The organism is Candidatus Pelagibacter sp. HIMB1695, from assembly GCF_052047655.1.
Lineage (GTDB): Bacteria > Pseudomonadota > Alphaproteobacteria > Pelagibacterales > Pelagibacteraceae > Pelagibacter.
In genome coordinates, this window is sequence record NZ_JBNAJT010000001.1 from 521,951 (window position 1) to 536,003 (window position 14,053).

The following is a 14,053-nucleotide window of genomic DNA, read 5'->3' on the forward strand; positions in this document are numbered from 1 at the left end:
ATGAGCATTCTTTCTTTAAATAATATAGAAAAAAATTTTGGAGCCATACAGGCTTTAACAGGGGTTAGTTTTGATATTAAAGAAGCTGAAACTGTAGGATTAATGGGTGATAATGGAGCAGGTAAATCTACACTACTAAAAATAATAGCTGGTAATTTTAAACCTTCAAATGGTGAAATAAAGTTTGAAAATAATACTGTGTCATTTGAAAAACCAATAGATGCAAGAAAATCTGGTATTGAGGTAGTTTATCAAGACTTAGCTCTTTGTAATCATTTAACTGCAGCATCTAATGTTTTTCTAGGTAGAGAGATACAAAAAGGTATTTGGCCATTTAAGTATTTGGATTATCCTGCAATGTTTAAAAAATCCTCTGAATTATTTGAGGAACTTAAATCCGAAACTCGACCAAAAGATTTAGTTATGCAAATGTCTGGTGGACAAAGACAGGCTGTGGCTATTGCAAGGACAAGACTTACAAATCCTAAATTAGTTTTAATGGATGAACCAACAGCAGCAATTAGTGTTAGGCAAGTTGCTGAAGTATTAGATCTTATAAAAAGATTAAAAGATCAAGGAATAGCAGTGATGTTAATTAGTCACAGAATGCCAGATATATTTGAAGTATGCGACAAGCTAGTAGTATTAAGACGAGGTGAAAAAGTTTGCGAAAAAAATATAAAAGATTCTTCTACAGAAGAAGCGACAGGCTTAATTACAGGAGCAATAGATAGAGTATGAGTTCAGTAAAATTTAATCAGGAAATAATCTCTAAGACTGAAAAAAATTTATTACAAAAACTTGTTTCTGAACAATCTTTTTGGGTAACAATAGCTTTATTTGGGATTTGTTTTATTATGTTTTTTGTAGAAGATGCTTTCTCTAGCAAAGATAATCTTTTTAATATTACACGAAACTTTTCTTTCATCGGAATAATGGCAATTGGAATGACATTTGTGATTATTACTGCTGGGATAGATTTGTCTGTAGGGTCAATAATGGGTGTTACAGGAGTTATATGTGGTTTATTTTTGGATGCTCAATTTTTACCTGAATGGTATTCCAAAGCCTCATATTTTGAAGGAGTTTATGTTTGGGTATCAATAATTTTAGCTTTACTTGCTGGTACATTAATTGGTGCAGTAAATGGATATCTAATTGCTTATGTTAAACTTTCTCCTTTTGTAGTCACTTTAGGAATGATGGCTGCTGCAAGAAGTTTAGCTTTAGTAGTCTCAAACAATAAAATGTTTTATGAATTTGGACCTAAAGATGAAATGTTTTATGAAATTGGAGGAGGTTCAATGCTAGGTCTTGCTAACGCAACTTGGTTATTAATATTTCTTACGATAGTTATGGGTTTAGTATTGAAATATACCTCATATGGCAAACATGTTTTTGCGGTTGGTAGTAATAAAAAAGCTGCTGAATTATCTGGAATTAATACAAGATGGATTGAAATGTCAGTCTACATGATCAGTGGACTATTTGCTGCAATTTCTGCTGTTATGATAGTTGGATGGATGGGCTCTGTAACTAATGCTTTAGGTTATACTTATGAATTAAGAGTTATTGCAGCAACAGTTATTGGTGGTGCTAACTTAATGGGTGGTGTTGGTGGTACTTTTGGAGCATTTATTGGTGCTGCATTAATGGAAACAATTAGAAACAGTCTTCTAATGGCTGGTATTGACCCTTATTGGCAAGGAACATTTTTAGGAATATTTATCGTAGGTGCAGTTTGGTTAGAAAAAGTTAAGAATAAAAAGAATTAGTTAATAAACTTTTTTATCCATACAATTATATCTATTGAAAATTAATATATCTGAAAAAAAAGAATTTTGATTATCTGGATTTTTCTCAAAATCTAAAATTTTATCAAATGCAACTTTGATCTCTAATTCAACATCGTGGCCTATAACAAAATCCATTTTATCATTTTCTAAAAGATTTTTAGAATTTTTATTTAGTTCATGACCTACAAATATAATATGATCTTTTACATTCATTTCACTAATTGCTTTAGCGACACCTAAATTTCCTCCAGCAATATTATAAATTCCTAAAGGTGGTCCATTTTCTTTAATATATCTTTTTACATATTTATAACTTTGTTCCGATGTATCTAAATTAAAAACACTTTCTTTGATTTTAAGATTTGGAAATTCTGATCTTAATACTTTTCTAAAACCCAGTTCTCTTTCCTGTTGACACCTATATGGCATACTCATGACCATCAAAATTGAACCTGATCTTTTACCAACATTTTTTCCAATTATACTTGCAGCAGTCGATCCAGCATTAGATTGATTGTTACCAATATAAGCTACTCTGTTCGAATTTGGAAAATCAGTTGTTAATGTAATCACAGGTTTTCCTTCACTCGTAATTTTACTTAGCTCGTTATTTATATTTTGGTCCTCTTGTGAAACTATAATCACTGCATCAAAATTTGAAGTTTCTCTTAAAATTTTAACAAATTGACTGGGTTTAAATTCTTTTGCAGGAATAAAATGTTTTATTAAATTAAACTTATAAATTTCATTATTAATATTATCTAAGCTCTCCTCAAGAGTCTTATTGTATGAAGGTCCTGATTGACAACAAATTAAAATATTTTTAGTTTGATTTGTATTATTTCCGTTTCGAAGGTTATTTAAAATTTTTATAATTTTATCTTTAGTTTTTTTACTCACCCCTTTTCTGTTATTTAAAACTCTATCTACAGTGGCTGTACCATATCCTGATTCCTCAGAAATTTTCTTAATAGAGACATTTTTCCAATGATTTTTCATATAAACATCGTAACATTTATTGATGTAAAATCAATCATTTGATGTATCACTTTTTAGTTGAATAACATCATTTTACTTGAAACGTAAAAACATTCTAAATAGTATCTGTTTATTAAATTAACTAACTAAGAGAGAGAGAAATATGAGAAAAACAATAATTGCAATGTTAGCATTTATTTTTGTATCAATTTCTGGAATTTCATATGCAGCTGATAAAGTTTTTGCATTAGTTCCAAAAGCTATGAACAACCCGTTTTTTGATTTAGCGAGAGATGGTTGTAAAGTTGCTGAGAAAGAAATTGGCGGGATAGAATGTTTATACATTGGACCTGGAGAGCATACTGAACAAGAACAAGTGCAAATTGTTCAAGATTTAATTGCTAAAGGTGTTGATGGAATTGCTGTTGCATCTTCTAATGCGGCTGCAATGGCAAAAGCTGTTAAAGGAACAGATATTCCAATCATTACTTGGGACTCAGATCTTTTAACTAAAGATGCTGGTTTAAGAGCAGCTTATGTTGGAACAAAAAACTATGACATTGGTGTATACCTTGCGCAAATCGTTATGATGTTAAAACCTAACGGTGGTGAAATTTGTATACAATCTGGTGGTGCTGCAGCTGCAAACCACAATGAAAGAATGTCAGGAATAAGAGACACTATTGCTGGAAGAGCAGACTCAGGAACTTATCCTAGTGCGGCTCTTAAAGGTGAAAATGGATGGACTGAAGCTAGCGGATGTCCTCTGTACACGAACGATGATTTCCCTCTTTCTGTACAACAAATGGAAGATATCTTTGCAAAACATCCAAACCTAACAGCATTTGTACCAACTGGGGGTTTTCCTCAATTCGTATCTAAAGCTTTCAGAAGAGTTGCTGAAAAGCATGCAGATAGAATTAGTTCTATGAAAACTGCTGTTGTAATTGCAGACACTCTTCCAATGCAAATGGAAGATTTAGATGCTGGAAGAACTCATGGTCAAGTAGGTCAACAGCCATATATGATGGGCTATAAAGCTATGTATGTTCTTAAAGACATAGTAGATGGTAAAGCATTAAAATTTGACAACCCATCACTAAAAGCAATCTATACAGGTCTTGATGTTTGTATGAAACCAAACATTGGATCTTGTATTGCAGGATAAAATCATTATTCTTCTTAAAAATTTCTAAGCCCAATTTTATATTGGGCTTAGTTATCTGTATAACTTAAAATTTTATGACTAATAAATATATATCTGATCTAGCTAACCAGTTTAAAAATAAAATAATAATTGTAACAGGAAGTACTCAAGGTAGTGGAGCTGAGACAGCAAAATTGCTTGCAAGCAGAGGTGCTAAAGGAATAACTATCTGTGGAAGGAATAAAGAGAAAGGAAACAAAGTAAAATCTGAAATAGAAAGTATAGGTGCGGAATGCTTATACGTTCAAGCAGATTTAGAAAAACTTGAAGATTGTAAAAAAATAATTTCTGAGACTGATAAAAAATTTAATACTGTAGATAGTTTTATTAATGTTGCTGCTTTTACTGAGAGAGGAACAATTTTAAGTACAACAGAGGAAAATTATGACAAAAATTTTAATGTAAATGTGAAAGCTCCACTTTTTATGATGCAAGATGTTATAAAAATAATGATTAGGGATAAAAAAAAAGGAACTATTGCTCATATTTTATCAATGGCTGGATATAGTGGTATGCCTTTCTTAACTGCTTACAGCTCTTCTAAAGCAGCATTAGCTATAATGATTAAAAATGTTGCAAATTCAGTATCTGGGCACCAAATAAGAGTGAATGGTGTAAATTTAGGTTGGACAGATACGCCAGCAGAAACAGTAATTCAAAAAAAATTTCATAATGCAGATGATGACTGGCTAAAAAAAGCTGAAGCCAAAGTTCCATTTAAAAGATTAAACAAACCTTTGGATGTTGCTAAGATCTTAGCTTTCTTGTGCTCAGATGAGTCGGGTATTATGACTGGAAGTATTGTTGATTTTGATCAAACAGTTGCAGGATGGCATTCTTATTCAGCATATGACACTAAGATTTTAGATGAAAGCATTTTGGGAGAGTGAACCTAATTTATAATAACTTATGAAAGTTATTGATTCACATCAACATTTTTGGGATCCTTCAAGGGGTGATTATCATTGGATGCCAAAAGACAATCCAATATTAAATCAAAAATATGAAGTTAAAGATTTAATTCAAGTTTCTGACTCAATAGATTTACACAAAACTGTTTTAGTTCAAGCTGCAGCAACTAATGCAGAAACTGAATATATGTTAAATATTGCTGAAGGTTCTGATTTAGTTTGTGGAGTTATTGGTTGGGTGAATTTTGAAGACCAAAATCAATTAGAACAATTAAAAATTTTCTCAAAACATCCTAAATTTCTTGGAGTAAGACCTATGATACAAGATATTCCAGATGAAAATTGGGTTTTAAATAAAAATTTTGATACTTTTTTTAAAAATATAATTAATTTAGATTTAAGCTTTGATGCACTAGGATTTCCAGTGCACTTAGAAAATTTTTACAAAATTGCTACAAAATATCCTTCTCTAAGATTTATCATAGATCATTTAATGAAACCAAAAATCTGTAATAATAAACAAGAAGAATTTATTCATTGGCAAAAAGGTATGAACAAATTATCTAAGCTAGAAAATGTATATTGTAAATTTTCTGGAATGGTCACAGAAGCCTGCGAAAATTGGACTGAGCAAGATCTAAAACCATATGTAGATGAGATATTAAATCTATTTACTGATAAAAAAATTTTGTGGGGATCTGATTGGCCTGTCTGTAACTTAAGAACAAATTATTCAGGATGGTATAATGCAGCAACAAATTTACTTAAAGATTTAAGTATAGATGAAAAACAAAACATCTTTTATAATAATGCAAAAAAGTTTTATAAACTTAAAATATAATTTATGAAAAAAAATAAAATCAAAAATACTGGTGTTGAAGTCACTGAATTGAGTTTTGGAACATCTTCTTTGGGTAGTATGCCAGATACTTACGGTTATGAAGTACCTGAACAAAGAGCTCAGGAAACACTAAAAAGATTTTTTCAAGGTCCTGTAAATATGCTTGATACTTCAAGAAATTATGCAATGGGAGAAAGTGAAAAAAGAATTGGTATAGCAATAAAAGAAAATGGTGGATGGCCAGAAAACTTTGTTTTATCAACTAAAATCGATAGAAATATGGATACATTAGTTCTTGATAAAAAAAGAACAAGGGAGTCTGTTGAAGAAAGTTTAAAAGCTTTAAACGTTAATTCTGTAGACATTTTATTTCTTCATGACCCAGAATACGTAAAAGATATAAATGATGTAACTAAAAAAGATGGGGCATTGGATGAATTGTTTAAAATTAAAGAGGAAGGTTTGGCAAAAGCAGTTGGTTTAGCTATGGGAAGAATAGATATTATGTTCCCTATCTTAAGAAAGTGGGACTTTGATGTCATAATAAATCACAACAGATACACTTTGTTAAATAGAGAAGCAGATGAAATGTACAGTTATGCTCATAGTAAAAATATATCTATTTTCAACGCTGCCCCTTACGCGGGTGGTGTTTTGGCAAAAGGTCCAAGTAATTTTAAAAAAATAACTTACCAGGATGCTACTGAAGAAAAACTTGCACCTGCTAGAGAAATAGAAAAAGTTTGTAAGAAATATAATGTTGAAATGGGTGCTGCAGCTTTACAATTTTCTATGAAAGATAAAAGAATAACATCTACTATTTGTGGTGTTACTAGTGTTCAGAGTATTGAGAAAAATATTTCATGGGCTGAAACAGATATTCCAGAAGAATTTTGGAATGAAGTTTTAAAATTACCTTACTCAACTAAAGATCCAGAGTCTGAGAGAACATATACTCCAGGTTAAATTTTAAAAAAATTTAAGACAAATAGATTTTATAATTAATTTGAATTAATTTCATAAAGGGTTGGAAACATTTTACCACTTAAATCATCACCGTTTTTATATCCATTAGCTTCCATAATTGATCTTTCTTCTCTAGCCCAATCACCTCTATAAATTATTTTTGAATTTTCTTTCGCCATTCTAAGTGTAAATCTATTTATATCTGATTTTGGAGTAGTTTCGTGTAAAGCTCCATGCAAAGTTCTAATATCGAAATATACACAATCTCCTACTTCTAAATCCCATTCTAAAAACTCATAATTTTCTTTATTAGAAATTATATCTGGGGTTAATTCATACTTAACACCATTCACAACTCCTTCTGCTCCATCAACTTTATGGCCGTCTTTAAAACGAGTTCTTAGAAATAATTTATCCCACAAATGAGAGCCTTTTATCCAAGCTATAGAATCTTCTTTTCTTACTGGTTCAAGAGGTATCCACAAAACACACATGGAACCTTCAAAATCAAAATAAGAAATATCATGATGAAATGGTGGTTTAGATGTAGAGCCAGCTTCTCTAAAAAACCAATTATCCATTACCAAATTAATCTGCTTAGCATCTAGTAATTCAGAGGCAATTTTAGCTGTAGGTGAATTAAAAACAAAATTCTCAAATTCTTTATGTAAGTTCCATGTCCAAAAATCCTCTAAATAACAAGGTAAATTTGAATCTGTGGTATGATTAGTAAACCTGGGGCTTGGATTATTTTTTGCTTTATTTATTCCAGATCTTAAAAGCTCAATCCATTTGATATCAAATTTATTTCTTAAAAATACCGCTCCATCTCTTTTAAATAGTTTGATCTCATTATCATTTAAAATTTGACTCATAGATTATTTAAGAAATAATACTCAATATATCATATGAATATTCTCAAAGATAGTTTTGGGCGGAGGTTTCCATACATAAGATTGTCAATATCTGATGTGTGTAATTTTAAATGTGGCTACTGTTTACCTAATGGTTATAAAATTGATAAAAGTGATAACAGAACCTTTATCACTAAAGAAGAAATTGGAAGACTTGCAAAAGCTTTATCAGAATTAGGTGTATCTAAAATAAGATTAACTGGAGGAGAACCTACCGTTAGAAAAGATTTTTTGGATATAATTAAAATAATTAAAAAAAATTCAGGTATTAAAAAAACTGTAATTACTACTAATGGATATCACTTAGATAGAATTGCAGATGATTTAAATAAGAGTGGTCTTGATGGTATAAATATAAGTATTGATAGTCTTGATCCAAAGACTTTTAGAAAAATTACTGGACATGATAGATTAAATGAAATTTTAGAAGGAATTAAAAAATTACAAAAACTAAATTTTAAAAATATTAAAGTTAATGCAGTCCTTCTTAAAGGCGTTAATGATAAAGAAGAAGATTTTAAAAGTTGGGCTAATTTTATAAAAAATAATCAAATTGATTTTAGATATATAGAATTAATGCAAACTGGAGATAATTTAGATTATTTTAATCAGTATCATGTGTCTGCAAATAAATTTACAGATTATTTAAATAATAATAATTGGGTGATTCAAACATTTGGTAAAGATGCTGGTCCTTCAAAGAATTATATAAATCCTGAATACAAAGGAAAATTTGGTGTTATTGCACCCTACTCAAAAGATTTTTGTAAGAGTTGTAATAGACTAAGAATAACTGCCAAGGGTGATTTAAGATTGTGTTTATTTGGAAATACTGGAATAAATATTAGACACTTGATGCAAAGAGATGACCAAACTGAAGAACTGAAAGATTTAATTTTGAAACAATTAAATTATAAAAAAGAATCTCACTATTTAGAAATAGGAGAAACAGGATTAACAAAAAATCTATCAACAACAGGTGGATAAGATGAAAAATTTAAAGATTGTAACTAACAACGATTTAAAAAACTGGGCAAAAGAAATTTTTAAAAAAAATTCATTTAAAATGATTGATGTTTCTGAAAAAAAAGAAACATTCCGTAGAGCTTTGGCATCAGGAAAAATTTATGTTGGCAAAGAGGTATTTGAACTTATTAAAAGTAAAAAGATGCCTAAGGGTGATCCAATTACTTTAGCAGAAGTTTCGGCAGTATTAGGTGTTAAAAAAACAAGTGAATTAATACCTTTGTGTCATCCTCTTCCAATAGATCATACGGCTACTAAAATCATAATGAATGTAGAAGATAGTTCACTAGAAGTATACTGTGTGGTTTCCACCTATGCCAAAACAGGTGTAGAGATGGAAGCAATAATGGGTGTAAATACAGCTCTGATTACAATTTACGATTTAAGCAAAATTGTAAATCCTCATCTAAAAATAGATAATGTAAAATTATTAATTAAAGAAGGTGGAAAAACTGGATTATGGAAAAATCCAGATGGAATTCCGAATTTTTTAAAAGATTTTTTCTAAACTTTATGAAAGTTAAAATTGAGTTGTTTGGAGCTGCTAGAGATTTTAATGACCAAAATTTATTAGAACTAGATCTGGGTCAAAAAACAACAATCAAGGATATAAGGAATAAAATAATTCAATATGTAGATCAGAAATTTAATGGAAATGAAAATTATATAAAAATCATTAACTCTTCAGCTTTTTGTTCGGAAAAAAATAATATTGTTAGCGACAATTATAAAATCACAAATAATGAAAAAATTGGTATCATACCTCCAATTGGAGGAGGTTAATGCTTCATACTGACATTGTAGATAGTAAAGTTAAAAAATTATCATTAATTGATGCTGAAAAATTTATAGCATCTAATGATTTTGGAGCTTCATTAATTTTTAGTGGGACAGTTCGTAATCAAAATAATAATAAAAGTGTTTTAGGTATTACATACGACAGTCATGATGCTTTGGTAATAAAAAGTTTTGAAGAAATTTATAGTGAAGCTGAAAAAAAACTAAATATAAAGAATAAGAGTGTTTTTATTGAACATGCCAAAGGTTACTTAAATTTAGGTGAAATTAGTATTATTATAGCAGTTGCATGCAAACATAGAGATGAGGCTTATGTATTATCAAGATATATAATAGAAGAAATTAAAAAAAGGTCTCCTATATGGAAAAAAGAACATTATACAAATAATCAAAGTGATTGGTTAAAAGGAAATCCTATTATTCATGAAAAAAATTAAATACTCAGAAATTACACCTGAAAAAATTTATAAAAATAGAAGATCATTTATTAAATCTCTTGGGTATGGTGCAAGTTCTTTAGCGGTAGCTACAATTCCTTTTGCAAGTCAAACTCAAGCTGATGATAGAAATGAACTTACAAGTTATAAAGATATAACAACTTATAATAATTATTATGAGTTCGGTACTTCAAAGAGTGATCCTTATGTTAATTCACAAAATTTTAAAACATCACCATGGACAATAAGTATTGAGGGTGAAGTTGAAAAACCTATCAAAATTTCTATGGAAGAAATAACTGAGGCATTTGTATCTGAGGAAAGAATATACAGATTAAGATGTGTGGAAGGATGGTCAATGGTTATTCCATGGATGGGTTTTTCGTTAAGTAAATTATTGTCAAAAGTAAACCCAACTAGCAAAGCAAAGTATGTTGAATTTGAAAGTGTTTATGATCCTGAACAAATGAAAGGTCAAAGATATCCGGTTTTGAATTGGCCTTATAAAGAAGGATTAAGAATTGATGAAGCAATGCACCCTTTAACTACAGTTGTAACAGGTTTGTATGGTAAAAAGCTTCCAAATCAAAATGGAGCGCCTCTGAGAATATTTATCCCTTGGAAGTATGGTTTCAAAAGTGCAAAAGCAATTGTTAAGATAAAATTTGTAGAAAAAATGCCGACTTCATCATGGATGTGGGCATCTCCACGAGAATATGGATTTTACTCTAATGTTAATCCTAATGTAGATCATCCTAGATGGTCTCAAGCAACAGAAAGAATAATTGGTAAAGATATTTGGGTGCCAAGAGTAAAAACGATCATGTTTAATGGTTACGGAGATGAAGTTGCAAATTTATATACAGGGATGGATCTAAAAAAATATTTTTAATGAGAAAATATTTTAAACCAGGTGTATTTATTTTAAGTACAATTCCTTTTTTATTAATTTTTTACAAAATATACTTCAATAAACTTGGGCCAGAACCTGTAAAAGAAATTACTCATTTTACTGGAGAGTGGACTTTAATATTTATCTGTCTAACATTAAGTATGACGCCACTTAAAAGGCTAACTAATTTAAATATTTGGATAAGTTTTAGAAGAATGTTGGGATTGTTTGTTTTTTTTTATGCATCTCTTCATCTCCTTACTTACGTAGGTATAGATTATAGATTTAATTTACGGCCGATAATTGATGATGTTCTGAAAAAAAAATACATCTTTATTGGATTTGCAGCATGGGTATTACTACTTCCATTGGCAATTACGTCTTCTCAAATGATGATGAAGTTGCTTAAAAACAATTGGAAAAAATTACACAGATTAATTTACGTAATAGCGATATTTGGAGCCCTTCATTATATATGGTTATCTAAAACAATTTTTTTTAGACCACTAGTATATTTGGTAATAATACTTGTTTTACTTGCTTTAAGAATTAAAATTAAAAATAGGAACGTAAATTATGGATGATAATCTAAAAAAAGAAATTCAATCAGCTACACTTGAAAGATTAATGAAACATTTAGATGAAAGAAAAGATGTTCAAAACATTGATTTAATGAATTTAGCTGGATTTTGCAGAAATTGTTTGTCTAGATGGTATAGAGAAGAAGCTGAAAAAAAAGGAGTAGAAATATCAGATCCTGATGCAAGGCAGCATATTTATGGAATGCCCTACTCTCAATGGAAAGAAAAATACCAGAAGTAACTTTCTATTCAATTCTAGTTAATGTTTGCCTATTTAAGTCTATTTATTGTTTCGTTTTTAGCTGCAACAATACTTCCTTTTTCATCTGAGGCTATATTAGCAACTTATCTGTTATCAGAAACTTACAACAAATTTTTGTTAATATTTTTTGCAAGTTTTGGAAATATTTTAGGATCTATCTTCAATTGGTTTCTAGGAATTTATTTCTTGAAATTTCAAGATAAAAAATGGTTTCCTTTTACTAAAACACAAATTGATAAATCATCCAGGTGGTTTACAAAGTATGGTAAATGGTCTTTGTTATTTGCGTGGGTACCAATTATTGGTGACCCTATTACTTTTATTGCTGGAACGATGAGAATTAAATTTTTAATTTTTTTATTGCTTGTGAGTTTTGGAAAAATAATGAGATATTTTTTTATTTCTCTTTTAATCTAGGAAACAATTCAACAAAATTACAAGGTTTATGATTAATATCTAATTGATGTTTAAGGATACCGTCCCAAGCATCTGTTACTCCTCCTGAGGATCCTGGTAAGGCAAATATGTATTTACCATTTGATAGAACTGCACAAGCTCTAGATTGAATTGAAGACGTACCAACTGTTTTTAAACTAATAGTCCTAAAAACTTCGCCAAATCCTGGAATATGTTTATCTGCTATTTCATCAACAGCTTCGGGTGTAATATCTCTTCCAGTTAAACCTGTGCCACCAGTTGTAATGATAACATCAATATCTTTATGATTAGTCCAATCTTTTAGAATTTCAACTATATCTTCTTTATTATCTTTACAAATTTTTCTGTCAATTAATTGATGATTGGCCTCTTTAATTTTTTCAACCAAGATCGCACCAGATTTATCGTTATCAATTGTTCTTGTATCTGTTACAGTTAGTAAAGCTATATTTACAATCATAAATAAATTTTTTTAATGATTATACTTACAATATTTTTTTTTATAACTGCAGTATTATATTCAAGCATAGGATTTGGTGGTGGCTCTACTTATCTTGCATTACTTTTAATTTGGGATCTCCCTTACTATATTTTTCCAATTTTAGCTTTGATTTGTAATATTATCGTAGTATCTGGAAATTCTATAAATTTTTTAAAATCAAAGAATATTAATTTTAATTTACTTTACCCTTATTTAATTGGTTCTATACCTTTTGCTTTTATCGGAGCATCTATCTCGATTGACAAAAATTTATTTGAGATTTTACTTTTCTTCATTTTAATATTAGCTGGAATTTTTTTACTTATTGAAAGCAAATCCTTTAACAAACAAAAAATTGAAATTAAAAAAACACCCCTAGTTTTATCAATATTAATAGGATCAATAATTGGTTTAATGTCTGGTTTGGTTGGTATTGGTGGTGGTATATTTTTAAGTCCTATTTTATTTTTGATGAAAGCAGGGCTTCCAAAACATATAACAAGTACTGCATCCTTATTTATTTTAGTAAATTCAATTTTTGGCATAGGAGGACAATTAACAAAGGATATAGTCTTTAACGAATTTTTAAATTACTGGCCACTATTTATTGCTGTCTTAATTGGTGGCCAAATTGGAAGTTTTTTAAATATAAAATTCCTGTCTAACAAAATATTAGCTCTAATGACTGCATGTCTAGTAATTTTTGTTGCTATAAGAATGGGCATAACACTTATAGCATAAGTTGAATTAATTATTTTTTGATATATTTAATCTCTCATGAAAAATTTTAAACCATTTGGGCCTTCAATAGGAAAATCTAAAATTTCTAAAAAATTTTTAGAAAAACTTAACAAAGAAGTTGATACAAAAATCTTCTCAAAATCAAATGATTATAGTTCAAAATTAGCAAGTCAAATTAGAAAAGAAGTTCAAATTTCTAAAAGTTTTATAAAAAAAAATTTGGAAAAAGAATTAATAAAAAATATTAAAATTTTTCTAACCAAAGAAAATATTAAAAAAATTAAAGAAATTAAAATTTTAAACCTATGGGTCGTTAGCCAATACAAAAATGAGTATAATCCTATACATTATCATGAAGGAGACTTATCAGGTGTTGGTTATTTAAAAATTCCAAAACATATGACAAAAAATAAAAATGTTAAAAATAAAAAAATAAGAACAAATGGAACAATTGATTTTATTAATGGGCAAAGAGCTTTTCTTTCAAAAAGTATTTTTAATTTGATACCAAAAACAGGTGATCTTTTAATGTTTCCCAATTACTTAATGCATACAGCCTACCCCTTTAATATTGAGGAAGAAAGAAGATCGTTTTCTTTCAATGCTAAAATAATTTTTAATAAATAATTTACAATTTTTAATAATATTATATAAATCTAATTGCCGATTTGATCCTATTGCGGGCATAAACTGCTAAAATGGAAATTCCCAATAGATCTAATTAGCAAGGTAGTTGAACTATATTGTGCACCTGCATTTAGCTTAAGCACTAAAAAAGTGAGGA

19 protein-coding genes and 1 riboswitch are annotated in these 14,053 nt (G+C 29.2%); of the genes, 16 read left to right on the plus strand and 3 right to left on the minus strand.

What is annotated here, in order from left to right; all coding sequences use genetic code 11:
• Positions 1-741 (plus strand): ATP-binding cassette domain-containing protein, encoded by a 741-nt coding sequence (locus ACTTAX_RS02920; protein ID WP_440614594.1) that lies wholly within the window; start codon positions 1-3, stop codon positions 739-741.
• Positions 738-1,775, plus strand: coding sequence for an ABC transporter permease (locus ACTTAX_RS02925; protein ID WP_262589493.1), 1,038 nt, complete (start codon positions 738-740; stop codon positions 1,773-1,775). Before ACTTAX_RS02920 ends, ACTTAX_RS02925 begins: the two co-directional genes overlap by 4 nt.
• Here the strand turns inward: ACTTAX_RS02925 and ACTTAX_RS02930 are convergent, their stop codons facing one another.
• Positions 1,776-2,795 carry a LacI family DNA-binding transcriptional regulator gene (locus ACTTAX_RS02930; RefSeq protein WP_440692718.1) on the minus strand — a complete coding sequence of 340 codons (1,020 nt, stop codon included), beginning with the start codon at positions 2,793-2,795 and terminating at the stop codon, positions 1,776-1,778. It abuts the gene before it with no gap.
• 142 nt (positions 2,796-2,937) lie between these two features.
• On the opposite strand from ACTTAX_RS02930, the gene ACTTAX_RS02935 reads away from it, so the two are divergent.
• The 4 genes from ACTTAX_RS02935 (at position 2,938) to ACTTAX_RS02950 (ending at position 6,699) form a co-directional block, all read left to right on the plus strand.
• Positions 2,938-3,942 carry a substrate-binding domain-containing protein gene (locus tag ACTTAX_RS02935; protein ID WP_440656426.1) on the plus strand — a complete coding sequence of 335 codons (1,005 nt, stop codon included), beginning with the start codon at positions 2,938-2,940 and terminating at the stop codon, positions 3,940-3,942.
• Between the two features lie 74 nt (positions 3,943-4,016).
• Complete coding sequence (locus ACTTAX_RS02940) at positions 4,017-4,871, plus strand: SDR family oxidoreductase (RefSeq protein ID WP_440692720.1); 855 nt, start codon at positions 4,017-4,019, stop codon at positions 4,869-4,871.
• 19 nt (positions 4,872-4,890) lie between these two features.
• Entirely contained in the window at positions 4,891-5,733 is an 843-nt protein-coding gene (locus ACTTAX_RS02945) for an amidohydrolase family protein (protein WP_440651176.1), read from the plus strand.
• A 3-nt stretch (positions 5,734-5,736) separates the two neighbouring features.
• Complete coding sequence (locus ACTTAX_RS02950) at positions 5,737-6,699, plus strand: aldo/keto reductase (protein ID WP_440692722.1); 963 nt, start codon at positions 5,737-5,739, stop codon at positions 6,697-6,699.
• A 35-nt stretch (positions 6,700-6,734) separates the two neighbouring features.
• On the opposite strand, the gene ACTTAX_RS02955 is transcribed toward ACTTAX_RS02950, so the two are convergent.
• A complete protein-coding gene (locus tag ACTTAX_RS02955; RefSeq protein WP_440692724.1) occupies positions 6,735-7,574 on the minus strand; it encodes a phytanoyl-CoA dioxygenase family protein in 840 nt (279 codons plus the stop codon).
• Positions 7,575-7,607: 33 nt separating this feature from the next.
• On the opposite strand from ACTTAX_RS02955, the gene moaA reads away from it, so the two are divergent.
• The 8 genes from moaA to ACTTAX_RS02995 are packed head-to-tail and all read left to right on the plus strand — an operon-like array spanning position 7,608 to position 12,026.
• Positions 7,608-8,600 carry a GTP 3',8-cyclase MoaA gene (gene moaA, locus ACTTAX_RS02960; protein WP_440692726.1) on the plus strand — a complete coding sequence of 331 codons (993 nt, stop codon included), beginning with the start codon at positions 7,608-7,610 and terminating at the stop codon, positions 8,598-8,600.
• A 1-nt stretch (position 8,601) separates the two neighbouring features.
• Positions 8,602-9,147 carry a cyclic pyranopterin monophosphate synthase MoaC gene (moaC, locus tag ACTTAX_RS02965; protein WP_440692728.1) on the plus strand — a complete coding sequence of 182 codons (546 nt, stop codon included), beginning with the start codon at positions 8,602-8,604 and terminating at the stop codon, positions 9,145-9,147.
• A 5-nt stretch (positions 9,148-9,152) separates the two neighbouring features.
• Complete coding sequence (locus tag ACTTAX_RS02970) at positions 9,153-9,422, plus strand: molybdopterin biosynthesis protein MoeD (protein WP_262589501.1); 270 nt, start codon at positions 9,153-9,155, stop codon at positions 9,420-9,422.
• Positions 9,422-9,874, plus strand: coding sequence for a molybdopterin synthase catalytic subunit (locus tag ACTTAX_RS02975; RefSeq protein ID WP_440692730.1), 453 nt, complete (start codon positions 9,422-9,424; stop codon positions 9,872-9,874). The genes ACTTAX_RS02970 and ACTTAX_RS02975 overlap by 1 nt, the downstream gene beginning before the upstream one ends.
• Positions 9,861-10,766 carry a protein-methionine-sulfoxide reductase catalytic subunit MsrP gene (msrP, locus tag ACTTAX_RS02980; protein WP_440692732.1) on the plus strand — a complete coding sequence of 302 codons (906 nt, stop codon included), beginning with the start codon at positions 9,861-9,863 and terminating at the stop codon, positions 10,764-10,766. Before ACTTAX_RS02975 ends, msrP begins: the two co-directional genes overlap by 14 nt.
• A complete protein-coding gene (locus ACTTAX_RS02985; RefSeq protein ID WP_440692734.1) occupies positions 10,766-11,350 on the plus strand; it encodes a sulfite oxidase heme-binding subunit YedZ in 585 nt (194 codons plus the stop codon). The genes msrP and ACTTAX_RS02985 overlap by 1 nt, the downstream gene beginning before the upstream one ends.
• The gene (locus ACTTAX_RS02990; RefSeq protein WP_440692736.1) at positions 11,343-11,588 is read left to right on the plus strand and encodes a DUF1244 domain-containing protein; all 246 of its coding nucleotides are present in this window, start codon (positions 11,343-11,345) and stop codon (positions 11,586-11,588) included. The genes ACTTAX_RS02985 and ACTTAX_RS02990 overlap by 8 nt, the downstream gene beginning before the upstream one ends.
• A gap of 21 nt (positions 11,589-11,609) precedes the next feature.
• Positions 11,610-12,026: a YqaA family protein gene (locus tag ACTTAX_RS02995; protein WP_440692738.1), complete on the plus strand. Its 417-nt coding sequence runs from the start codon at positions 11,610-11,612 to the stop codon at positions 12,024-12,026.
• Here the strand turns inward: ACTTAX_RS02995 and ACTTAX_RS03000 are convergent.
• Positions 12,007-12,507 carry a molybdenum cofactor synthesis domain-containing protein gene (locus ACTTAX_RS03000; protein WP_440692740.1) on the minus strand — a complete coding sequence of 167 codons (501 nt, stop codon included), beginning with the start codon at positions 12,505-12,507 and terminating at the stop codon, positions 12,007-12,009. The two genes, ACTTAX_RS02995 and ACTTAX_RS03000, sit on opposite strands and share 20 nt — an antisense overlap.
• A gap of 15 nt (positions 12,508-12,522) precedes the next feature.
• Here ACTTAX_RS03000 and ACTTAX_RS03005 point away from each other — a divergent pair, with 15 nt between their 5' ends.
• Positions 12,523-13,269 (plus strand): sulfite exporter TauE/SafE family protein, encoded by a 747-nt coding sequence (locus tag ACTTAX_RS03005; protein WP_440692741.1) that lies wholly within the window; start codon positions 12,523-12,525, stop codon positions 13,267-13,269.
• Between the two features lie 36 nt (positions 13,270-13,305).
• Positions 13,306-13,896: a putative 2OG-Fe(II) oxygenase gene (locus ACTTAX_RS03010; RefSeq protein ID WP_440692743.1), complete on the plus strand. Its 591-nt coding sequence runs from the start codon at positions 13,306-13,308 to the stop codon at positions 13,894-13,896.
• 91 nt (positions 13,897-13,987) lie between these two features.
• Positions 13,988-14,050, plus strand: a riboswitch (SAM riboswitch).
• The last annotated feature ends 3 nt before the right edge of the window (positions 14,051-14,053 follow it).